Raw genomic sequence first — 21069 nt, forward strand, 5'->3', positions numbered from 1 at the left:
GCGTCGGGGCGTGGGATCTCGGGGCCGTCGTAGCGGAGAGGCTCTCCCGTGCGAGGTTCGGCCCTGATCGCCCCCAGCCCCGATCCCCATCACCGCCGTCCGTTCGGCATGGTGCGGCTGCCCTATCCGGTGGCCGAGGCGGCGCGGCCCGCCCCCGTCGCCCTTCCGCCCGCACGGCGACCGCTCCCGGCCCGGCCGCAGGCCTGGTACCGGGCGGACTGGCGCTGAAGCTCCCGAGCGGCCGGTCAGGGCTTGTACGGCAGCGAGGGAACGTCGTGGCAGTTCGTGGTCATGTCCGGTACCTGGCCGACCCAGCCGCCCGGCGCGGCGTCCTGCCAGCGGGCCACGTCGAAGCAGGTGCGAGTGGGCGCGGCGACCTTGTCGACCGGTTCGGCCTTGAAGTCGACCGGGATCAGCAGTCCGTGCGCGTCGTAGCCCTCGGGGCGGTTGACGAAGCCTTCCACGCACGCCCGGGTGACGTTCGCGCCGCACGAGGCGATCGCGTCGGTGAGCCACATCGCCGAGGCCCAGCCCTCCAGTTCCCACTGGGAGAGCTTGTCCTCGCGGTCGGGAAAGTACTTCTTCATCGCGGCCCGGAACTCGGCCACCGCGGGGTGCGCGGTGTCCGTGTAGCTGCGGCTGTTGCCCGTCGCGTAGATGCTGTTGCGGCACGTCGGGGACGCCTTGAAGTCCTCGCCGACGCGCGCGTTCCAGTTCTGCACGTTGGTCACCTTCGCGGTCACCCGCAGACCGGCGCCGTCCATCGCCTTGCACAGTTCGACGTTGCCGCGGGTGTCCACCGCGTCGAAGACGATGTCGACGCCCTTGCTGCGCATGTCCACCACCGCGGCGGCGAAGTTCGGCAGTGCGAAGTCGACCTGCTTGTCGAGCACGGTGTAGCCCTCGGCACGCAGGCCGTCGGCGACGGTCTGCGCGTAGCGTGCGGAGTCGGCCTGGTTGTACGACACCACGGCGGCGGTGCGCGCGCCGAGCTTGTCCTTGAAGTAGCGGTAGACCTCGGTGCTCGCGTACAGGTCGCCGTTCCAGCCGACCCTGCCCTCGCGCGGGGCCCGCGATCCGTAGATCGAGTACAGGTGCGGGTAGGTCTCGTACGCGGTCCCGATCGGCTGACCGCCGACGTCCGGAACGCCCTTGCCGCTGACGTATCCGGCGGCGTTGTAGCTGTAGATGCTGTTGCCCGCGAAGGCGAACACCTTGTCGTCCTCGACGAGTTTGCGGGCGCAGCGCTGGTTGGCCACGCCGTATCCGGTGTCGTCGCACGCGGACACCTCGATCCTGCGCCCGTTCACGCCGCCGCGGTCGTTCAGCGCCTTGAACCAGGCCTGGGCGCCGTACATCGGCCCGGAGAAGGTCTCGTTGCCCAGGATGCCCTGCACGGTGTCGATCATCCCGACGGTGATCCGGGTGGGGGTCACGCCCACGTCGGATGCGGTGTTGGCGTTCGGCGCGGACGCGCCGGTGGCCATCGGGGCCGGCTCGCGGTCGTGGAAGTCGCGTTCGGGCAACCGCGAACCGCACGCGGTCAGTACGCACAGCAGCAGGGCCGCGGACAGGGCCACCGAGGCGCACGGCACGCCCCGTCGGTGGAAACGACGATGCATGCGTGCTCCTCGGTGGCCCGGGTGTGGCGAATATCCGCCCGTGCGGGGTCTGCGGTCAGGCCTTGGGGCAACCCTCGACCACGGTGCCCGGCTTGAGCGCGGAGACCAGCGTGCAGACGGTGCTCAGGCTGACCTTCCAGGTGCCGTCCTGCTTGACGGCCTGACCGGTCTGGCCGGGCAGCGCCGGGGTACCGGCGAGCAGGATGTCGAACGACACGGCCGCCTTCTCACCGCTGATCTTGACCGCGGTGGTCTTGGACGTGACCTGCTTGGCCAGCGGGTCGTTCGCGAGCGTCTCGACGAGCGTGCCCACCTGCGCCGAGTTCTCCAGGACCGCCTTGCGGTCCGCGAGCGGCGTGGCGTTGTCGAACAGCTTGTCCCAGTTGTCGGCGACCTTCTTCTCCTCGCCGGTCAGCGTGGTGCCACCGGCCGGCGGAGCGCTGGATGCGCCACCGGGTGCGGCCGGCGTGCTCGCGGTGGTCGCGGGCGTCGTCGCCGCGGGGGCGACCGGCGCGGACGCCGACGGCGTCGACTTGGCCTTGTCGTCCTTCTTGTCGTCGTCGCTGCACCCGGACATCACCAGCACCGCCGCCACCGGCAGGGCCAGCCATGCCCGACGCGCCCCCTTGCGACGACCGACGCCGGTGCCCGTTGTCGCCCGCTCGTTGATCATGTCCACGCTCACGTGCATTCACCACCCGTTCCGCCGGTCGCCCGGCGTCGTGTTGCTGTTGATGTAGCCAGGTAGTACCTGGGTTACCGGCAAGTCATGTTGCCACGTGCGACTCGGTATCCAATCGTGTTCCGGCCCGTATGACCAGATCCCGGCGAACTACGCTGAGGCACGGATACGCGATCGGGCGGACTCGACGGGTGGACCCTATGGCAGGTTCGACGGACTCGGCAGGTTCCACGGGAAAGGCGAACTCCCTTATCGAACGACAGCGTACGACCGACGCGGCGGCGACCATGGAGGGTTTGCGGCGGTTGTTGCGCACGCACGGCGGCTGGCTGGTCGGGCTGTGCGGCGCGCTGCTGTGCGCGCTGGGCTGGTATGGCGTGTCGGGTGAACGGTACGAGGCACGCCAGTTGCCCTATCTGGCCTCGGCGACCATTCCGGGTGCGGCCCTGATCGTCGCGGGCGCGGTGCTCGTGGTGGGCACCCGGCGCGGTGCCGTGGGCGAGTCGGGCGCGGTGGACGCGGAACTGCGGTCGATGGTGGGCCGGCTGTACGAACTGCTGGTCGAGCCGGTGCCCGCCGACCCGATGCCGGAGCCGCCCACCGCGGCGGCGTGGGTCACGGTGCCGGGCGGCGCGCGGTACCACCGGCCCGGGTGCTCGCTGGTCCGGGGCAAGAACGGGGTGTCCGCCGTGGACGAGACGACGGCGCGGGACAAGGACCTGCGGCCGTGCCGGCTGTGCGACCCGGGGCCGGGTTCGGCGCAGCCCGGGTCGGGGCTCGCCCGGTCGCAGTCGGGGTCGGCGCCCGGCGCGGCCGACGGGTCGGCGGAGCGGCGCGATCCCGGGGACACCGGCGAGAGCGGTCCCGACGGGCCGATCGTGCCCGCGACCGGCGGCTGAGCGTCGTGCTCACTCTGGAACTGGCCCTGGCCGGACTGGGCGTGGGCGCGATCGCGGCACTCGCGGCGGTCGGGATGATCACCTCCTACCGGGCGACCGGCGTGTTCAACCTGTCCTTCGGCGCGCTCGCGATGATCGTCGCCTACCTGGTCTGGCAGCAGGTCCGGGTGTGGGGCTGGCCGCTGTGGGCGGCCGTGCTGCTCGACGTGGGCGTGGTGGCGCCGGCGCTCGGCCTGGTCCTGGAGCGCTTCGTCTTTCGCGGGCTGCACCGCGAAGGGGCGGGCCCGGCCCGGATGCTGGTCGCCTCGCTGGGCGTGTTCGTGCTCCTGGTCGGCGTCGCGACGCTGACCTGGGGCACCCAGGCCCGACTGGACCCGCCGTCGATCGTGCCGACCGGGTCGGTCGCGCTGCCCGGCGACACGTCCGTGCCCACCGGCACGCTCGTCGAACTGGGCGTGGTGATCGCGGTCGCCGCGCTGGTGGCCGGCGTGACCCGGTACACCCGGTTCGGCGTGCGGCTGCGCGCGGTGGTGGACCGGCGCGCACTGGCCGAGTTGGCAGGCGTGCCGGCCGACCGGGTGGCCGCGGCGGGCTGGGCCTTCGGGTCGATGCTGGCGGGATTGACCGGGGTGCTGCTGGCACCGCACCTGCGGCTGGACCCGTACGGACTGACCCTGCTCGTCCTGGAGACGATCGGCGTCGCGGTGGTGGCCCGGCTGGCCAGTCTGCCGGTGGCGATCCTGGCGGCGCTGGCGATCGGGGTGGGGCAGAGCGAACTGTCCCGGCTGGAACTCGACTCGTGGGGGCTGGTCCAGGCGCTCCAGGCGAACCTGTTCGTGGTGGTGATGCTGGTCGCGCTGCTGGTGCTGCCGCGGATGATCGAGGTGGGCGGCCCGGACGCCACGCGGGCGGCGACCCGGATAGGAACCGGGCACGGGGAGAGTGCGCCGGCCGGCTGGTGGGTGCCGTTCGTCGCGGTCGCCGCGGCACCGTTGGCCCTGAGCGCGGAGCACCTGCGGATCGCCCAGCAGGTACCGGCGCTGGCGATCGTGTTCGTGTCGCTGGTGATGCTCACCGGATACGCGGGCCAGATCTCGCTAGGCCAGGCCGGCTTCGCGGGTCTGGGCGCGCTGTTCGCCGGGCAGCTGATGGGCCGGCATGTCCCGGGCCTGGTCGCGCTGTTCCTGGCCGCGCTGCTGGTGGTGCCGGTCGGCCTGTTGACCGGGTGGCCGGCGATTCGGCGACGCGGGTTGACCCTGGCGCTGACCACGTTCGCGGTGGCCGCGGTGGTCAGCCGGTTCGTCTTCGCCCAGCCGCGCTTCACCACCGACGCGGTGCTCGATCACCCATCCCCCTTCGAGGGCGAACGGGCTTTCTACGCACTGGAGTTGGTCTGTCTGGGACTGGTCCTGCTGGTGATCCGCCGGCTGCACGTGAGCCGACTCGGCCGCATGCTGGTCGCGGTCCGCGACCACGAGAGCGGCGCGGCGGCGGCCGGCGTGGACGTCTCCTCCGCCAAGGTCTTCGTCTTCGCGGTCGGCGCCGGCGTGGCCGGGCTGGGCGGCGCGCTGCTCGGGATGGGCGGCCGGGCCTTCGACGCGGCAGCCTTCGACCCGGTCCTGGGCCTGGTCTGGTTCGCGGCGGTGGTCGTCTTCGGCGTGGACAGCGCGGCGGGCGCGGTACTGGCCGCCGGCCTGGTGGTGGCCCTGGACGCGGCCACCACGGCCGGCATGTCCACCATCGTGATCGGCGCCCTGGCCGTGCTCCTGTCCCGGATGCCGGGCGGTGTCCCGGCCACGGTCCTGCGCCTGGCCGCGGGCCACCCGCCCGCGCCGACGGAGCCGATCCCGGTCCGCCTCACCCCACTCGGCCGAACCCTGCGCGCCCGGGTGCGCCCGTGAACGGGGACACGGAACCGACGCGCCCGGACCCGGACGGCGCTGGGCCGGCGGGGGCGAACAGGGCGACGGGGCCGAGGCGTTCGGAGCGGGACGGTGATGGGCCGGCGAAGGCGAGCGGGGCCGTGAACGCGGCCTCGGGGTGGACGCGTTCGGAGGCCGACGACGGTGGGTCGGCCAGGGCGGACGAGCCCGTGAACGCGGCTTCGGGAACGACGCGTTCGGACCCCGACGACGGCCCGGCGGGGGCGAACGAGACCGTGAACGCACCCTCGGAATCGACGCGTTCCGACCCCCACGACGACGGGCCGACCAGGGCGAACGAGACCGTGAACGCGGCCTCGGGAGCGACGCGTTCCGATCCCCACGGCGGTGGGCCGGCGGGTGGGCTGCGGGCCGAGGGCATCGTGCGGCGGTTCGGCGGGTTGCGGGCCGTGGACGGGGTGGATCTGGTCGTGCCGGCGGGCGCGGTGACGGCGGTGATCGGGCCGAACGGGGCGGGCAAGAGCACCCTGTTCGACTGCCTCGCGGGTGGTCGGGTCGATGCCGGTCGGGTGTACCTGGACGGGCGGGACGTCACCCGGCTGCCGGCGCATCGGCGGGCCCGGCTCGGGTTGGCCCGTACGTTCCAGGTGGTGTCGGTGTTCCCGAGTCTGTCGGTGGTGGACAACCTGCGGGTGGCGGCGGAGAACCGGAACGGGTCCTCGGCCGCGGCCCGACTGCTGGGCCTGCCCGACCCGGCCCGGGGGCGGACCCGAGTCGCGGTCGAGGCGGCGCTGCGCCGCCTCGCGCTGACCGAGCACGCGCACACCCCGGCGGGCGAACTCCCGGTCGGGATACTGCGCATGGTCGAACTGGCCCGCGCCCTCGCGTCGTCCCCGTCGGTGCTGCTCCTGGACGAGCCGGCCAGTGGCTTGGACGACGCACAGACCGACCGGCTGCGGCACGAACTGCGCGCGCTGGCCGCCGACGGCCTGGCCATCCTGCTGGTCGAACACGACATGGACCTGGTCTTCGGCGTCGCCGACACCGTGCACGTGATGGCCGCGGGTCGGATCGTGGCGGCCGGCACGCCGGACGAGATCCGCGCCGACGAGCGCGCACGCGAGGTGTACCTCTGATGCCGATCGCCCTGTCCGTAACCGGACTTCGGGTTCGCTACGGTCCGATCGAGGCGCTGCACGGCGTCGATCTGGAATTCCCCGCGGGCGCGGTGACGGCCCTGGTCGGCCGCAACGGCTCGGGCCGCAGCACGCTGCTGAACACCCTGGCCGGGCTGGTCCGCCCGAGCGCCGGCCGGGTGCTCTGGAACGGGGCGGACATCACCGGGTGGCCCGCCGACCGGCGGGCCCGCGCGGGGCTGATGCTGATCCCCGAACGCGGCGGCGTGTTCGCCGGCCTGAGCGTGGCCGACAACCTGAAACTGTTCGCCGACGGCGGCGACATCGGGCCCGCCCTGACCGCGTTCCCGATCCTGGCCGACCGACTGACCCAGAAGGCCGGCACCCTCTCCGGCGGCGAACAGCAGATGCTCGCCGTCGGCCGCGCCCTGCTCACCCCCGCCAAGCTCCTCCTCCTGGACGAACTCAGCCAGGGCCTGGCCCCGCGCGTCGCCGCCCGGCTCTACGAGGTCGTCACCACCCTGGCCGACGCCGACCGCACGGTGATCCTGGTCGAACAACACACCGGCGAGGCCCTGGACCGCGCCGAAGTCGTCTACGCCCTCAGCCGAGGCACCATCACCTTCCGCGGCGACCCGACCGAATACCGCAACCGCCCGAACACCCCACACCGCACCTAGTACCCAGTGCCGAGACCCGGCACATGGCGCCCGTGCGCGCGGGACGCGGCGCGCGTACGAGGGCCGTTGCGCACCGCGTACTCCACCATGCGGCCCGCACCTCCTCACCGACCGGGATCCGGCGCTGCCGTCGGAAAGATTCGCCGGGGCCGGGCGGGCGGAACTCCGTGCGGACGCCACTGTCGGCGGATAGCGTCGGTGGTGTTCACGGTGAAGGGGGATTCGTGCCCACGACGGAACGTGCGGTTCCGCCCCGCGTCGCAGCGGCGGAACGGGTCGCCGCCGAGGCGGGATTCAAGCAGAGTTGCGTCCCGGAAGTGGGCAGGCTGCTCGGCTTGGCCGCCACCACGAAGCCGCACGGGGTCATCGCGGAGAGCGGCACCGGCTCGGGAGTGGGCACGGCCTGGCTGCACAGCGGCCTCGGCGCCGAGGCCCGCCTGGTGACGGTGGAGCGCGACGCGGAACTGGCCCGTCGAGCGGCCGGTGTCTTCGCGGACGACGACCGTGTCGCCGTGCTGACCGGGGACTGGCGGCTGCTCGAGCAATACGCCCCCTTCGACGTCTTCTTCTGCGACGGCGGCGGCAAGCGTGACGACCCCGAACGGGTCGTCGAACTGCTCGCTCCCGGTGGCCTTCTCATCCTGGACGACTTCACCCCCTCGCCTCACTGGCCACCCCGATTCGACGGCGCAGTGGACGAACTCCGCCTGTTCTACCTCACCCACCCAGCCCTGAACGCCACCGAAGTACTCACAACACCGTTCATCTCGACGGTTGTTGCGGCCCGCCGTCCCTAACCGGCAAGGCCACGGAAACCCTCGACCACGCCCCGAGAGCCGGCCTCCCTCCCCCAACGCACACCCTCGTGATCACCACGAACACGTCGGGCATCCCCGGAGAGCCGCCCTCCCCACGGTTCCCGGCATCGCGAGCCCGGCCCGCGCCGGCCCCGCGGGTGTCTTGCGGGCTGCTTCCGGTGGGCGTCGACCCGGCCCGAGGGCGTCGACGGCTCAGCGTGGCATCACCTTCCCGCGCAGCACCACCGCGCGGGGGTCGGCCAGGACGGCGACGTCCGTGCGGGGGTCGGCCGCGTAGACGACCACGTCGGCGGAGGCGCCCTCGGCGATCGCGTCGCGGCCGAGCCAGGTGCGGGCGGACCAGCAGGCGGCGGAAAGCGCGTCGGTCGTGGGGATGCCGGCCGCGACCAGTTCGGCCACCTCGTCGGCGACCAGGCCGTGCGGCAGCGAGCCGCCCGCGTCGGTGCCGACGAAGATCGGGATGCCGGCGTCGTGGGCCGCCCGGACCGTGGCGTAGCGGTTCGCGTGCAGCGCGCGCATGTGCGCGGCGTAGGTCGGGAACTTGCCGGCCGCGCGGTCGGCGATGCCGGGGAAGGTGGCGATGTTGACCAGCGTCGGCACGATCGCCACGCCGCGCTCGGCGAACAGCGGGATCAGGTCCTCGGTCAGGCCCGTGGCGTGCTCGATGCAGTCGATCCCCGCCTCGACCAGGTCCGGGAGCGAGTTCTCGGCGAAGCAGTGCGCGGTGACCCGGGCGCCCTCGGCGTGCGCCGCGGCGATCGCCTCCTTGAGCGCGTCCAGTGGCCACAGCGGGGACAGGTCGCCGGTGTCCCGGTCGATCCAGTCACCGACCAGCTTGACCCAGCCGTCGCCGCGGCGGGCCTCCCGGATCACGAACGCGGTCAGGTCGCCGGGCTCGATCTCGTGCGCGTAATTGCGGATGTAGCGCTTGGGCCGGGCCAGATGGCGACCCGCGCGGATGAGTCGGGGCAGGTCCTCCCGGCCGTCGATCCACCGTGTGTCGGCGGCCGAGCCGGCGTCCCGCAACAGCAGCGCACCGGCGTCCCGGTCGGTCTGCGCCTGGCGTTCGGAGGTGGCGGCGTCGACGGCGCCGTGCTCGTCGATCCCGACGTGGCAGTGCGCGTCGACCAGGCCGGGCAGTACCCAGCCCTCCAGCGTCGCGTCGACGGCGAGCGACGTCGGCCGATCGAAGGTGATCCGGCCGCCGACGATCCACATCTCGTCACGAACCTCGTCCGGGCCGACCAGAACGCGACCCTTCACGTGCAACACGGTCATGCCGAGACCCTACGGGCAGCCCGACGAAACCGACCCACCCACCAACCAAAAACCGCACCCCACCCGACGTACGCAGGACCGGCCGCGTAGCGGACGAGCAACCCGGATGCGGAGCACCGGAACCAACCCCGGCCGCGAAGCGGACGTGCGACCTACCGCCCGTCCCTCCCCGTCCCTCACCGCCCCGCGGCGAGTTCACCGTCGGCCCAGGACTCCGCGTTGCACCGCCGCGGCCACCGCTGCCGTGCGCGAGTCGACGCCGAGCTTGGCGTAGATGTGCACCAGGTGGGACTTGACGGTGGCCTGGCTCAGGAACAGCGCCTTGCTGATCGCCAGATTGGACAGCCCGTCCGCGACCAGCGCCAGTACCTCGGTCTCGCGGGTGGTCAGCGTCGGGAGCGGATCGCGCAGCCGGCTCAGCAGGCGACCGGCGATCCGCGGCGCGAGCGCCGATTCGCCGGCCGCGGCGGTACGTACCGCGGCGGCCAGTTCCTCGGGCGGGGCGTCCTTGAGCAGGTAGCCCAACGCGCCCGACTCGACCGCCGCCAGGATGTCCGCATCGGTGTCGTACGTGGTCAGCACCAGGACGTGCGGCGCGTCCGGCAGGGCCGTGATCGCCGCCGTGGCCGCGTTCCCGTGCATCCCGCCCGGACGGAACCGCAGGTCCATCAGCACCACGTCGGGCGCCAGCGACCGGGCCAACTCGATCGCCCGCTCGGCCGTGTCCGCCTCCCCCACCACCGCGAAGTCCGGCTCCGCCGCCAATACCGCCCGCAGCCCCGCCCGCACGATCGGATGGTCGTCGGCCAGCAACAGCCGAATCACCGCGCCGACCCACCCTGCACCGGAAGCGACACCGACACCGACCCTGGCGCCGACCCCGACCCCGACCCAGGCACCGGCACCGGCACCGGAACCGGAAACGTAACCGCGATTGCCGCCCCTTGCGCCGACCCCGACTCCACCGTCAGCACCCCGCCCAACTCCGCCGCCCGAGTCCGCATCGCAGCCAGCCCGAACCCGGTACCGGCCGGCCCGATCCCGCCATCCTGCCCGGCTCGCTCGGCTCGCCCGGCTCGCCCGGCTCGCCCGGCCGGATCGAAGCCCCGCCCGTCGTCCACCACGTCCAGCGTCACCGAGGCATCCATGTGGCTCAGCGTCACCTCGACCCGGGACGCCCCCGCATGCCGCACGGTATTGCCCAGCGCCGACTGGGCGATCCGCAGCAGCGCCACCTCGACGGCCGTCGGCAGTCCCACCGCATCGCCCGTGCTGTGGAAACGCACGTCCAACTCCGCCTCGGCCGCGGTCCGCGCGCACAGCCGCTCCAGCGCCGCCGGCAGCGAGGACCCGTCCAACTCCGGCGGAGCCAGCGCCCGGACGAACCGGCGCGCCTCGGCCAGATTGTCGGTCGCGGTGATCCGGGCGAGCCTTACGTGCCGGTCCGCGGCGAGCGGATCGCCCGGCAGCGCCCGCTCCGCCGCGCGCAGCAACAGCTGGATGCTGCTGAAGCCCTGTGCGAGCGTGTCGTGGATCTCCCGGGCCAACCGCTCACGCTCCGCGAGCACCCCGGCATGCCGCTCGGCCGCGGCCAACGAGGCGCGTGCCGCGACCACGTCCTCCACCAGCCGGCGGCGCTCCTCGCTCTCCCGGTGCAGCGCCTGGTAGCCCAGTACGGTCGCCATCGCCACCGCCGCGCCCAGCACCGGGCCGAGCACCATGCCCACCGCCAACCCGCCGCGATGCACCGCGTAGCCCACGATCGCGAGCACCGTCAGCCCGGCCACCGCCGGCACCGCGAGCCGCACCGGCAGCAGGTGCGGGACCAGGAAGAACAGCGGGAACGCGAACCAGATCCCTTCCGCCGTCAGCGCATAGAACCCGCCCCAGGCCAGCGTCAGGCACCCCAGCCACACCATCGAGGCGCGCCGCGAAGGTCCCACCGACGGCAGCAGGTTGCCCGCCGCGTACACCCCCGCCGTGGCCACCGCGCCGAGCACGATCAGCGCGGTCCGCCCGCCGGACGCGTCCGCGCCGATCAGTGCGCGCAGTGCCGCGACGGCGAGGAGCAGCAGCACGAGCCCATGCATACAGGCACGGAGCGCGCGGGGGACCGGGGTGGGCGTGATCGTGGGGTACATATCGGGTCAAGGGTAAGCGGGGCGGGTGTAGCCGGCATCGATCGAAAGGTTGATCCGGGGGCGGACAGCTCGATCGATGACGCCGCGGTTGTCGAGGACGAGAGTTCGGTTGTCCGCAAACGCCGGACGGGCCGGTTCTTCCGTTCCCGGACCTTCGGTACTCAGATCTTCCGTCGAGGAGACCCCGACCCACCGTGTTCGTCGCGCTGCGAGACCTCGTGTTCGCCCGAGGGCGGTTCGCCCTGATGATCGTCACCGTGGTGTTGATCACCGCCCTCGTCGGCCTGGTGTCCGGGCTGACCGTCGGGCTCGGGCGGGCCAATACATCGGCCGTCGACGCGCTGCCCGCCGATCGGCTCGCGTTCGCCGCGCCCGGGCAGGGCGTCTCGTTCGCGGACTCGGCCGTGGACGAGAGCCAGTGGCGGCGCTGGGCCGAGCAACCGGGAGTGCGCTCGGCGGCGCCACTGGGCATCGCGATGACCCGGCTCGGCGTCGGCGAGCGGACCGCCGCCGCCGCCGCGTTCGGCGTCGAGCCCGGCGGGCCGCTCGCGCCGCGGGCGCTGGCACCGGGCACCGTCGTACTGTCCCGACCCCTGGCCGAGGATCTGCACGTCGGGGTCGGCGCCCGGCTGAGCGTCGGCGCCGACAAGTCGCTGACCGTGGCGGCCGTGGTGTCCGGATCCTCGTACAGCCACGCGCCGGTCGCCTGGACCACCTTGGCCGACTGGCAGCCGCTGCGCCCGGGGCCGCAGCGCGGTGGGCCGCACGCGACGGTGATCGCGCTCGACCTGGCCGGAGCGCACACCGCGGCGGCCGACCGCGCGATCGGCACCCGCACCACCTCGATCGGCGACGCCCGGCGCGCGATCGGCTCGTTCACCGCCGAGAACGGGTCGCTGCAACTGATGCGCGGGTTTCTGTTCGCGATCTCGGCGCTCGTGGTCGGCGCGTTCTTCACGGTGTGGACCATCCAGCGGGCCGGCGACGTCGCGGTACTCAAGGCGCTCGGCGCGCCCACCGGCTATCTGCTCCGGGACGCACTCGGCCAGGCGTTCGTGGTGCTGCTGGTGGGAACCGCCCTGGGTACCGGGGCGGCCGCGCTGTTCGGCGCCGTCGCGCCGGCGGGCGTGCCGTTCGTGGTGGACACGTCGACCACGCTGCTCCCGGCGGCCGTACTGATCCTGCTCGGCATGGTCGGTGCCGCGCTCGCCATCCGTCGGGTGACCGCCGTCGACCCGCACACCGCGCTGAGCGGCACCCGATGAGCCGTACGACCCGGTCCGGAGCCGAGCGGCCCACCGCGCACGGCCGGCCCGCGCCGCGCCACACCGCCGCGTCCGAGCCGGCGACCCACCCGACCCACGGAACCCCATCCGTCTCCACAGCCGGCACCGGCGAACCCGAGAGGCATCCGATGCGCCCGTCCCCCGGTCTGGAACTCGCCGACGTCACCCTCACCTATCCCGACGGCGACTCCCGGGTGACCGCCCTGGATCGGGTCTCGCTGTTCGTGCCGCCCGGCACGCTGACCGCCGTGGTCGGGCCGTCCGGGTCCGGCAAGTCCAGTCTGCTGGCCGTCGCCGCGACGCTGACCCGGCCGGACTCCGGCAGGGTGGCGATCGCCGGTCGGGACGCCGCGGCGCTGTCCGGCGCCGAGCGCGCCCGGTTGCGCCGGACCACGATCGGGATCGTGTTCCAACAGCCGAACCTGCTCGCGTCGTTGACCTGCGTCGAGCAGCTCCAGGTGATGGCGCACCTGGCCGGGCGCAGTCCCCGCCGAGCCCGCGGCCGGGCGCTGGACCTGCTCGACCGGGTCGGCCTCGCGGAGCACGCCGAGCACCGGCCGCAGCGGCTCTCCGGCGGCCAGCGGCAACGCGTGAACATCGCCCGGGCCCTGATGAACGAGCCGAGCGTGCTCCTGGTCGACGAGCCCACCAGCGCCCTCGACCACGAACGCGGCGCCGCGATCGTGGCGTTGCTCGCCGAGCTGACCCGGGCCGACGGCACGGCCACCGTCCTGGTCACCCACGATCACAGCCATCTCCCGCACGCGGACCGGGCGTTGGAGCTGATCGACGGCCGCCTGGCCACCCTTGCCGCGAACCGCTCAGGCCATGAGCCACTGAAGCCGTCAACCACTGAAGCGTGAGCCATTGAAGCCGTGAGCCACCGAGGCCGGGTACCGCCAAGGCCGCGTGCCGCCAAGTCCGCGCGCGCCACCGAGGCCACGAACCACCGAAACCGCGCGCCCCTGAGGCCGCACCCGAGGACGGCCGCCGCACCGCCCTCACCACGAACCCGCCGCCACCGCGACCGAAACCGTCTACGCCCCGCGGCCCACGCCTACGCCCCCGCCTCCGGCCGCCACGCGCTCGACCCCGACCGCTCCCGCTCGTCCTGCGGCTGCCACGCGCTCGACCCGGATCGTTCCCGCGCCCCGCCCTGCTCCGCGTCCGGTCGCCACGCGCTCGACCCGGTCGAGGTGCCGGGCAGGCTCGGCGAGCCCGGACCGTCCGGACCGCCGGGAATCACCGGCCAGTTCGGGTCGACCACCGCGCCGCCGTCCGGGTTCCGGCGGTCGAAGTACTGCTGGAGCGAAGCCGCCTGCTCCGCGTACCAGCGGGCCTGCTTCTCGTGCAGCACATCCAGCGAGTCGGCGGCCAACTCCGGGAATCGCGCGCCCAGATCCTGGGCGAGCAACAGACATGCGAGCGCATCGCCGTCGGCGGTGTGCGCGTCGGTCAGCACCACCTCGTAGAACGCACTGGTGGCGGCCAGCGTGCGCTTGCCCCGGCGGTAGCGGTCCAGTTGCTTGTCGATCACCAGCGGATCGATGATCGGTGCGGTGTACGGGAGTTGCGGCAGGTTGTGCCGATGCAGCTCGGTTTGCAGCATGGTCAGGTCGAACGGTGCGTTGTAGATCGCGATCGGCGTGCCCGCCGCGAGGTATTCGGCCATCGCGGTGCCGATCTCGGCCAGGCACAGGGCCGGTTGGCGTCCTTCGGCCCGGGCCCGCTCGGTGCCGATCCCGTGGATCGCGGTCGCCTCGGCCGGGATCTCCCGCTCGCCCGGGTCGAGCAGCCAGGACCGCCGGTTGCCGGCCGAGTCCACGAGGGCGGCGGTGACGATGAAGTCCGTGCGCGGGTCCACGCCGGACGTCTCCACGTCGAAGGCGGCCATCGGCCCGCGATGCCAGCCGTCGTGGTTGCCCCGTGGTGGCGCGGCGGGCTTGGGCTCGCCGCACGTCGCGCAATAGGTCACCCACTTGCCGTCGTTGCGCACCAACAGGCCGTCGCCGGCCTTGACGTAGGTCGTGCACGTGGCACAGGTCGCGCCGAACTTGTTCGTAGCCATGGGGTGCTCTTTTCCGATCTCGGATCAGATTCACGTCGTCACTGCGCGAAACGACTGCGCGAAACGCTAGTGCCCGGGTACGACGCGATCCGCCCGGCGGGTGGCCAACCCGCGCAGCAACGGGCGTTCGACGGTGGTCCACGCGGTGCTCGTGAGCAGGTACAGGCCGGCCGCGAGCGGCACGAAGGCCGCGGTGAGCACCGTGCCGAACGGCATCCACCGCACCAGTGCGGGGGCGTGCGGGACGGCGGCGGCGGCGCGGTGTTGCACGTACGCCACACCCGCGAGCAGTGCCGACAGGCCGACGAGCACGAGCGTGTGCGGTCCACCGAGCCCGGCCACCGGGTGCATGCCCAGCGGCGCGCCGGCCAGCGTGTGCTCCAACAGGGCCCGGTCACCGCTGAACAGACGGTACGTCAGGAACAGAAACGGCAGACCGGCCAGCGCCGGCAGGATGCCGGCGAACATCGAGGTGCCGGACTGCCGGTGCAGCGCGGCCAGTTCCCGCGCGAGCCGCTGCGGATCCTCGGCGTGCCTGGCGCGCAAGCGGCGGACCTGCGGGGCGAGCCGGGCGCGGGCCACCTCGGCCCGGGCCTGGGCGTAACCGAGCGGGACGATGACCAGTCGCACGCACGCGGTGAACACGACCACGGCGCCGGCCACCGAACCGGTGCCGAGCAGCGGCGCGAGCGCGTCCGCGAGGGTGAGCAGGACGTCGTGCGCGACGCCGAGAACGGGGATGCCGAACATGGGAAGGGCCTTCCGTGACGCGGGAATCAGGGCTGCGTCAGGCGGCGTGCCGAACCTTCGGAGCACGAGTCGCACCGAACCGTCGGAACCGTCGGCACGAAGTCGGACCCGGACCGTCGGAACCGTCGGCACGAAATCGCATCGCACCACCGGAACCATCGGCACGAAATCGCATCGCATCCTCGGCACAAGAAGTGCGCCGAACCTTCGACACAACAGTCGTCCCGAACCATCGGCACAACAGTCGCATCAAACCGTCGGAGCAAGAATCGTGCCGACCCGTCGGAGCAACGGCGAAGTCAGCAGGCCGCCGGGCCCGTTCCCGGTGCTCTCGGCCGCGATCGCCCCGGCCCGTCGGGATCACGCGACGGCAGGAAGGCCAGCCGATCCGCCTGATCGCGCAACACCGCACCACGCACCCGCGCCCGCTCGCCGGACGGCGACCACGAGACGGCGCCGCAGGCCAGCGCGAGCACCACGGTCACCGCGACGGCGACCAGTCCGGGCAGTGCCCCGTCCACGAACAGCCCGAAGCCGACCAGCGCGAGCAACGTCGCGAACAGCGACGTCGACGCGGTGGCGGGGTCCGGGCGGTGCATGGGCGCGATTCTAATCGAACCGGCATCGGGCGCGAGGTGAGCACGGACACACGTTCGTGCCAGGATGACCCCCGTGCGCGTGCTGCTAGGGGACGGCTTCGGGGTGACGTCACGTCAGATCGCGATGGCGATCGGGCGATCAGGGCAGGACGTGGCGGTGCTCGCGCCGCCCGGTCGGCCGGCTTTCGGCCGCCCGCGATCGGTGGTCGCGGTGCACGAGGTGCCCGCCTTCGGCGCGGATCCGTGGGCGTGGCTGGCCCGGACCGAGGCGGTGCTGCGCGCCGAGCCGCACGAGGTGCTGCTGGCCACCAACGCGCACGTCGCGGTGCTCGCCCGCGAACCGGATCGCGTCACCGCGCACGGTGTGGCCCTGGCCGTACCGCCGTTCGCGGCGCTGCGCCGGGTCGCCGATCGGACCTCGGCGGCGAGCACGCTGACCGAGATCGGGATGCCGCAGCCGGCCGGGACGGTGGTGGTGCACACCGCCGAGGAGTTGCGCCAGGTCGCCGATCCGCCGTTGTACGTGAAAGCCCTGCCGGCGGTGTACCGGGTCGAGCGGCGCGAGCAACTGCTGCGGCTGGCCGACACGTTGGAGCAGGACGGGGCGTTCCTGGACGGCGCGGGCGTGCTGGTCCAGGAGCCCGCCGTGGGCCCGGTCCTGTCCGCCCAGGCGGTCTTCGAGCACGGTCGACTGGTCGTGGTGCACGCGTACGAACATCTGCACGGGACCGCGGTCAAGCGCAGCCTGGTGCTTCCCGAGGTACGCGAGCAGGTCGCGATGCTCGGCGGCCATCTCGGCTGGCACGGCGCCCTGTCGCTGGACGCGGTGCGGACCGCGCACGGACCGGCCTGGCTCGACGTACGCCCCCATCTGACCGAGCCGGGCAATGCCGCGGCCAGCGGCACCGACCTGGTCGCGGCGCTGATCGCGGTCTCCCGAGGCGAGGCGCCGGCCTCGCTGCCGTGGGGCCGCCCGGACGTGCGCACCCGGCAGGCCCCCGGCGCGCTGGCGAGCGCCGCGCGGGCGGGCCGGCGCCGGGCCGGGCGCGAACTGCTCCGGATCGTGCTGCGCCGGAGTCCGTACCGGGACGCGGTCGAGGAGACCCTGAGCCTGCGCCGCGAACCGCGCCGGATCGGCGGCTCGCTCCTGCGGACCACCGCCCTGCTGGCCGCTCCCGCCCACGTCCTGGCCCGGATCGACGCCCGGCAGGCCCAGGACGCCCTGTCCCCCGCCGCCTGGCGCCGCATCCTCGCCGGCGCACCACCACGCGTGCCCTGATCGAACGCCGAGACCTCAGCCCAGCAGGGATTCCACCAACGCCCGCACCGACAGCACGAACAGCCGATCACCGTCGGTGACGTTGCTCAGGCTCGCCGCCAGTTCCGGATCCTCCAGCGCCAATTCGCCGCGCCAGTGATCCACCGCCGGCGGTTCGGCGGCGCTGTTCTCCAGGGCGCGTTCCAGCATCACGAAGCCGGCGATCTGGTACTGCACCGCCTGGACCGCCTCGCCCGCCCGGGCGCCGCGCAGGCCGGCCGCCGTCATCTCGTGCACCAGCGCCTTGCGGGCGGGCAACATCATCAGCGATTCCAGGCCGCGTTCGCGGACCAGGCCGACCAGGTGCGGTCGGTCCAGGATCATCCGCCGACACGATCGAGCGATCGACACCACCCGCTCGACCGGCGTGCTCCCGTCCACCGAGATCGCGCCCATGTCCGCGATCACCCGGTCCACCAGTTGGTCCACCAGCACGTCGCGGTTGCCCACGTGCCAGTAGATCGAGGTGACGGCGACGCCCAACTCGGCGGCCAGTTTGCGCATGCTGAGGTTCTCGATACCGGATTCCATGACGAGACGCATGGCGGTGTCGAGCACGGTGTCTCGCGTGATCCTGTCCATCACGTCCCATTCTCGCGTCCGAACGGGTCCGCCCGATACACGGGCAACCACGCCGCAGGTCTTTACCTCGCCGACCCACCGGTGTAACAGTGTTACAGAGCAACCGGCACCACCGCGCACGGGACCGGGGAATCGGTCCGCGCGCAGCCCTCGCACGAGCGGAAGAGGTGAGGTACGTGGCACGCATTCGGTACGGAGCCCGACCGGCGGAGACGCTGAAGAAGTCCTCCCGGGAACGGTCCAGCCTCCCGGAGATCTGGTCCACCGGCGTGATGGCGATCTGGGAGACCGACCCCGAGGTGATCGCGGCCATCCTGCCGCCGCCGCTGGTCCCCGCGGACCGACCGCTGGTCCGGGTGAACATCTCCGCCTGCGACATCAACGGCCACCCGCTCGGCGCGGGCGCGGTCGCGGTCCGCTGCAAGCACGGCGACATCGAGGGCGACTACACGCTCACCATGCCGATGACCACCGAGCGCGCGGTGATCGGCGGTCGCGAGGTGTTCGGCGAGCCGAAGAAGCTGGCCGACGTCAAGGTCGAGCGGGACGGCGACCGGATCGTGGCCACCGTGAACCGGATGGGCGTCACCTACGTCGAGGTGCGCGGCACGGTGGTCGAGGAACTGGCCACGCCGGAGCCGCGACAGACGCTGAGCTTCTACTACAAGTTCCTGCCCGCCGTGGACGGCGACGGCTTCGACGCCGACCCGATGCTGGTGCACGTCACCCGCAACGAGCGCACCCGCAGCGCACACCGCCTGGACGGCGAGGTGATCCTGCGCGACTCGGACTTCGACCCGGTCGCCGACCTGCCGGTGCGCAAGCTGATCTCGATCACGCTCAGCGAGCGCACCTCGGACCAGCAGGGCTTCGTCGCCGAGCACGTCAAGGCCGATCTGGTGTTGCCGTACATCCACCAGCGCTACGACGACGTGCAGCAGATCACCGACGACCCGCCGCCCGCGAAGTAGCTCGCCGGCGGGCAGGGCAAGGACGCCACGCCCGCCGAGCACACCAGGCACACCAGGCACACCACGCAGGACAGGCACGGCAGCGACGACAGCAAGGGATCGGGACACATGCTCCAGGAATTCGACGGCAGAGTCGCCGTCGTCACCGGTGCCGCGAGCGGTATCGGGCTCGCGATGGCCGAGCGGTTCAGCGCCGAGGGCATGAAGGTCGTGCTCGGCGACATCGAGCAGGGCGCGCTGGACAAGGCCGTCGCGCGGATCACCGACGCGGGCGGCGACGCGATCGGGCACGTCGTGGACGTGTCGGTGCGCGAATCGGTGTTCGGGCTGGCCGATGCCGCGTTCGAGCACTTCGGCGCGGTGGACGTGTTGTGCAACAACGCCGGGATCGGCTCGGGCTCCGAGGGCAAGATGTGGGAGCACGATCCCAAGGACTGGGACTGGTGCTTCGCCGTCAACGTGTTCGGCGTCTTCAACGGCATCCAGGCGTTCGTACCGCGGATGCTCGCGCAGAACACGCCCGGGCACATCGTGAACACCTCCTCCGGCGACGGCGGCATCGCGCCGCTGCCGAACGCGTCGGTGTACGCCACCACCAAGGCCGCGGTGGTGACGATGACCGAGGCGCTGTACGCGCAACTGGGCCAGGTGCACGCCCGAATCGGCGCGTCCGTGCTGTTCCCCGGACCCAAGATGTTGCGCACCGGCCTGTGGGAGTCCTACCGCAACCGGCCCGAGCGGTTCGCCAAGTCCGTGCCGCGCAAGACGCCGTACAACACGCTCGACGCGTGGGAGAAGGCGATGCGCGACGCGGGGCAGGAGATCGAGTTCACCCCGGTCGAGTCGGTCGCGGCCGACGTGCTCGACGGCATCCGGGAGAACCGGTTCTGGATCCTGCCCGCCAGTGAGCACAGCGACGGACAGATCACCGCGCGGTCGCAGAGCATGCTCGCCCGCAGCAACCCCTCGTACCTCGAAACCTTCGTGCTGGACAAGTGAGTGACGATGACTGAGCACACCGAGCGGAACAGGCCCACCGGGCCCGACGAACTCACCACCCCCTACACGATCATCTCCTCGGACACCCACGCCGGGCTGCCGACCGAGCTGTACCGCGACTACCTCGCCACCAAGCACCACGGCGCGTTCGACCAGTTCATGTCCGAGCGCGAGGCGCAGCTCAAGGCGATCACCGACCTGGGCGTGCGCAACGAGGACTTCGCGGCGAACTGGTTCGAGACCAACGAGGAGGTGCTGCGCAGCGGTTGGGAGGTGGACCGGCGCGACCTGGAGTTGGACAAGGACGGCGTGGTCGGCGAGGTGATCTTCCCGGACGCCGACGCGGTCGAGTCGCGCACGTGCGTGCCGTTCGGCGCGGGCCTGGGCCTGTCCGGCGACATGGATCCCGAACTGGGCCTGGCCGGCGCGCAGGCGCACAACCGCTGGCTGGCCGAGCTGTGCAAGACCAGCCCGGAGCGGCGGCGCGGGGTCGCGCTGATCCCGATCACCGCGGCGATCGAGGACGTGCTCGCGGAGATCCGCCGGATCAAGGCGGACGGCCTGGGCGCGGTGATGATCCCGGCGATGTGGATGAACCAGACGCCCTACCACGACCGCAAGTACGACCCGGTGTGGGCGCTGTGCGAGGACCTGGAGCTCCCGGTGGTCACCCACTCGGGGCCGGCCGACCGCGAGGCATACGGGAACCACCTGGGCATCTACGTCACCGAGGTCACCTGGTGGCCCTCCCGGCCGCTGTGGTTCCTGCTGTGGTCCGGCGTGTTCGAGCGCTTCCCGCGGCTGCGGTTCGGGGTGACCGAGGCGGGTTGCTGGTGGGTGGGCAACCTGCTGTGGTTCACCGACCGACTGCTGCTGGGCTCGCGCGGCGCGGCCAAGTTGGCCGGGTTCGAGGAGATCAAGCTGCTTCCGAGCGAGTATTTCGACCGCAACTGCTTCATCGGCGCGTCCAACACCAAGCGGCGCGAGATCGGGATGCGCTACGAGATCGGTGTCGGCAACATCTGCTGGGGTAACGATTTCCCGCACCCCGAGGGCACCTGGCCCGAGACGCTCAACATCCTGCGCAAGACGTTCTCCGACGTGCCCATCGCCGAGACGCGCGTGATGCTCGGCGAGGCGGTCGCGGACGTGTACGGCTTCGACCTGGCCGCCCTCCAGCCGCACGCCGAGCGGGTCGGGGTCACCCCCGCGACACTCGGTCAGGTGAACGAGGACGGGTCGGCGAAGGACCTGACGACCAAGTGGGCAGCCGCCGCCGAGATCGGCCGGCACTGGCTCACCGGACACGACACGGGCGCCGCGATCAACCCCAACGCGGAAGCCCTGGAGGTCTGAT

The 21069-nt window shown here is 72.4% G+C and carries 21 protein-coding genes; 12 read left to right on the plus strand and 9 right to left on the minus strand.

Annotated features, from left to right (window positions below; genetic code table 11):
* The first annotated feature begins 48 nt into the window (after positions 1–48).
* Positions 49–228, plus strand: coding sequence for a hypothetical protein (locus ACIBM5_RS42080; RefSeq protein ID WP_396011965.1), 180 nt, complete (start codon positions 49–51; stop codon positions 226–228).
* Between the two features lie 17 nt (positions 229–245).
* On the opposite strand, the gene ACIBM5_RS42085 is transcribed toward ACIBM5_RS42080, so the two are convergent.
* Complete coding sequence (locus tag ACIBM5_RS42085) at positions 246–1622, minus strand: ABC transporter substrate-binding protein (RefSeq protein ID WP_396011966.1); 1377 nt, start codon at positions 1620–1622, stop codon at positions 246–248.
* Positions 1623–1677: 55 nt separating this feature from the next.
* Positions 1678–2307 carry a hypothetical protein gene (locus ACIBM5_RS42090; protein WP_396011967.1) on the minus strand — a complete coding sequence of 210 codons (630 nt, stop codon included), beginning with the start codon at positions 2305–2307 and terminating at the stop codon, positions 1678–1680.
* 284 nt (positions 2308–2591) lie between these two features.
* Here ACIBM5_RS42090 and ACIBM5_RS42095 point away from each other — a divergent pair, with 284 nt between their 5' ends.
* The 5 genes from ACIBM5_RS42095 (at position 2592) to ACIBM5_RS42115 (ending at position 7699) form a co-directional block, all read left to right on the plus strand.
* Positions 2592–3203 (plus strand): hypothetical protein, encoded by a 612-nt coding sequence (locus ACIBM5_RS42095; protein ID WP_396011968.1) that lies wholly within the window; start codon positions 2592–2594, stop codon positions 3201–3203.
* Between the two features lie 5 nt (positions 3204–3208).
* Complete coding sequence (locus ACIBM5_RS42100; RefSeq protein ID WP_396011969.1) at positions 3209–5104, plus strand: ABC transporter permease; 1896 nt, start codon at positions 3209–3211, stop codon at positions 5102–5104.
* A 257-nt stretch (positions 5105–5361) separates the two neighbouring features.
* Positions 5362–6222 (plus strand): ABC transporter ATP-binding protein, encoded by an 861-nt coding sequence (locus ACIBM5_RS42105; RefSeq protein ID WP_396011970.1) that lies wholly within the window; start codon positions 5362–5364, stop codon positions 6220–6222.
* On the plus strand, positions 6222–6902 hold the full coding sequence (locus ACIBM5_RS42110; protein ID WP_396011971.1) for an ABC transporter ATP-binding protein: 681 nt from the start codon (positions 6222–6224) through the stop codon (positions 6900–6902). Before ACIBM5_RS42105 ends, ACIBM5_RS42110 begins: the two co-directional genes overlap by 1 nt.
* A 224-nt stretch (positions 6903–7126) precedes the next feature.
* The gene (locus ACIBM5_RS42115) at positions 7127–7699 is read left to right on the plus strand and encodes an O-methyltransferase (protein ID WP_396011972.1); all 573 of its coding nucleotides are present in this window, start codon (positions 7127–7129) and stop codon (positions 7697–7699) included.
* A gap of 213 nt (positions 7700–7912) precedes the next feature.
* Here ACIBM5_RS42115 and ACIBM5_RS42120 read toward each other — a convergent pair whose 3' ends face one another.
* From ACIBM5_RS42120 to ACIBM5_RS42130, 3 genes are all read right to left on the minus strand, one after another.
* Positions 7913–8998: an amidohydrolase family protein gene (locus tag ACIBM5_RS42120; protein WP_396011973.1), complete on the minus strand. Its 1086-nt coding sequence runs from the start codon at positions 8996–8998 to the stop codon at positions 7913–7915.
* Between the two features lie 195 nt (positions 8999–9193).
* Entirely contained in the window at positions 9194–9823 is a 630-nt protein-coding gene (locus ACIBM5_RS42125; protein WP_391582490.1) for a response regulator, read from the minus strand.
* Positions 9820–11088, minus strand: a complete 1269-nt coding sequence (locus ACIBM5_RS42130; protein WP_396011974.1) for a sensor histidine kinase — start codon at positions 11086–11088, stop codon at positions 9820–9822. The genes ACIBM5_RS42125 and ACIBM5_RS42130 overlap by 4 nt, the downstream gene beginning before the upstream one ends.
* 245 nt (positions 11089–11333) lie before the next feature.
* On the opposite strand from ACIBM5_RS42130, the gene ACIBM5_RS42135 reads away from it, so the two are divergent.
* Both ACIBM5_RS42135 and ACIBM5_RS42140 read left to right on the plus strand, forming a co-directional pair.
* Complete coding sequence (locus ACIBM5_RS42135) at positions 11334–12404, plus strand: ABC transporter permease (protein ID WP_396011975.1); 1071 nt, start codon at positions 11334–11336, stop codon at positions 12402–12404.
* Positions 12405–12553: 149 nt separating this feature from the next.
* Entirely contained in the window at positions 12554–13288 is a 735-nt protein-coding gene (locus ACIBM5_RS42140) for an ABC transporter ATP-binding protein (RefSeq protein WP_396012000.1), read from the plus strand.
* A gap of 194 nt (positions 13289–13482) precedes the next feature.
* Here the strand turns inward: ACIBM5_RS42140 and ACIBM5_RS42145 are convergent, their stop codons facing one another.
* The 3 genes from ACIBM5_RS42145 to ACIBM5_RS42155 all read right to left on the minus strand — a co-directional run bounded on the left by ACIBM5_RS42145 (position 13483) and on the right by ACIBM5_RS42155 (position 15842).
* Positions 13483–14493, minus strand: coding sequence for an exonuclease domain-containing protein (locus ACIBM5_RS42145; protein WP_396011976.1), 1011 nt, complete (start codon positions 14491–14493; stop codon positions 13483–13485).
* 66 nt (positions 14494–14559) lie between these two features.
* A complete protein-coding gene (locus ACIBM5_RS42150; RefSeq protein WP_396011977.1) occupies positions 14560–15243 on the minus strand; it encodes a YidC/Oxa1 family membrane protein insertase in 684 nt (227 codons plus the stop codon).
* Positions 15244–15542: 299 nt separating this feature from the next.
* Complete coding sequence (locus tag ACIBM5_RS42155; RefSeq protein WP_396011978.1) at positions 15543–15842, minus strand: DUF6412 domain-containing protein; 300 nt, start codon at positions 15840–15842, stop codon at positions 15543–15545.
* A 73-nt stretch (positions 15843–15915) separates the two neighbouring features.
* Here ACIBM5_RS42155 and ACIBM5_RS42160 point away from each other — a divergent pair, with 73 nt between their 5' ends.
* On the plus strand, positions 15916–17121 hold the full coding sequence (locus ACIBM5_RS42160; protein WP_396011979.1) for a hypothetical protein: 1206 nt from the start codon (positions 15916–15918) through the stop codon (positions 17119–17121).
* A 15-nt stretch (positions 17122–17136) separates the two neighbouring features.
* Here ACIBM5_RS42160 and ACIBM5_RS42165 read toward each other — a convergent pair whose 3' ends face one another.
* Positions 17137–17742: a TetR/AcrR family transcriptional regulator gene (locus ACIBM5_RS42165; RefSeq protein ID WP_396011980.1), complete on the minus strand. Its 606-nt coding sequence runs from the start codon at positions 17740–17742 to the stop codon at positions 17137–17139.
* A gap of 176 nt (positions 17743–17918) precedes the next feature.
* Here ACIBM5_RS42165 and ACIBM5_RS42170 point away from each other — a divergent pair, with 176 nt between their 5' ends.
* The 3 genes from ACIBM5_RS42170 to ACIBM5_RS42180 all read left to right on the plus strand — a co-directional run bounded on the left by ACIBM5_RS42170 (position 17919) and on the right by ACIBM5_RS42180 (position 21068).
* Positions 17919–18713, plus strand: a complete 795-nt coding sequence (locus tag ACIBM5_RS42170; RefSeq protein WP_396011981.1) for an acetoacetate decarboxylase family protein — start codon at positions 17919–17921, stop codon at positions 18711–18713.
* Between the two features lie 108 nt (positions 18714–18821).
* Positions 18822–19712 (plus strand): SDR family NAD(P)-dependent oxidoreductase, encoded by an 891-nt coding sequence (locus tag ACIBM5_RS42175; RefSeq protein WP_391582499.1) that lies wholly within the window; start codon positions 18822–18824, stop codon positions 19710–19712.
* 6 nt (positions 19713–19718) lie between these two features.
* Positions 19719–21068 carry an amidohydrolase family protein gene (locus ACIBM5_RS42180; protein ID WP_396011982.1) on the plus strand — a complete coding sequence of 450 codons (1350 nt, stop codon included), beginning with the start codon at positions 19719–19721 and terminating at the stop codon, positions 21066–21068.
* Position 21069: the final 1 nt, after the last annotated feature.

The sequence above is a fragment of the Embleya sp. NPDC050493 genome, from assembly GCF_044458105.1.
In the GTDB taxonomy this organism is placed as follows: domain Bacteria; phylum Actinomycetota; class Actinomycetes; order Streptomycetales; family Streptomycetaceae; genus Embleya.

What these genes read in the sequence shown, in the direction of transcription:
- ACIBM5_RS42085 (WP_396011966.1), bottom strand. Translation starts at nt 1,622, where the DNA reads ATGCATCGTCGTTTCCACCGACGGGGCGTGCCGTGCGCCTCGGTGGCC.
- ACIBM5_RS42095 (WP_396011968.1), top strand. Translation starts at nt 2,592, where the DNA reads ATGGAGGGTTTGCGGCGGTTGTTGCGCACGCACGGCGGCTGGCTGGTC.
- ACIBM5_RS42110 (WP_396011971.1), top strand. Translation starts at nt 6,222, where the DNA reads ATGCCGATCGCCCTGTCCGTAACCGGACTTCGGGTTCGCTACGGTCCG.
- ACIBM5_RS42120 (WP_396011973.1), bottom strand. Translation starts at nt 8,998, where the DNA reads ATGACCGTGTTGCACGTGAAGGGTCGCGTTCTGGTCGGCCCGGACGAG.
- ACIBM5_RS42130 (WP_396011974.1), bottom strand. Translation starts at nt 11,088, where the DNA reads ATGCATGGGCTCGTGCTGCTGCTCCTCGCCGTCGCGGCACTGCGCGCA.
- ACIBM5_RS42140 (WP_396012000.1), top strand. Translation starts at nt 12,554, where the DNA reads ATGCGCCCGTCCCCCGGTCTGGAACTCGCCGACGTCACCCTCACCTAT.
- ACIBM5_RS42145 (WP_396011976.1), bottom strand. Translation starts at nt 14,493, where the DNA reads ATGGCTACGAACAAGTTCGGCGCGACCTGTGCCACGTGCACGACCTAC.
- ACIBM5_RS42150 (WP_396011977.1), bottom strand. Translation starts at nt 15,243, where the DNA reads ATGTTCGGCATCCCCGTTCTCGGCGTCGCGCACGACGTCCTGCTCACC.
- ACIBM5_RS42155 (WP_396011978.1), bottom strand. Translation starts at nt 15,842, where the DNA reads ATGCACCGCCCGGACCCCGCCACCGCGTCGACGTCGCTGTTCGCGACG.
- ACIBM5_RS42165 (WP_396011980.1), bottom strand. Translation starts at nt 17,742, where the DNA reads ATGGACAGGATCACGCGAGACACCGTGCTCGACACCGCCATGCGTCTC.
- ACIBM5_RS42175 (WP_391582499.1), top strand. Translation starts at nt 18,822, where the DNA reads ATGCTCCAGGAATTCGACGGCAGAGTCGCCGTCGTCACCGGTGCCGCG.
- ACIBM5_RS42180 (WP_396011982.1), top strand. Translation starts at nt 19,719, where the DNA reads ATGACTGAGCACACCGAGCGGAACAGGCCCACCGGGCCCGACGAACTC.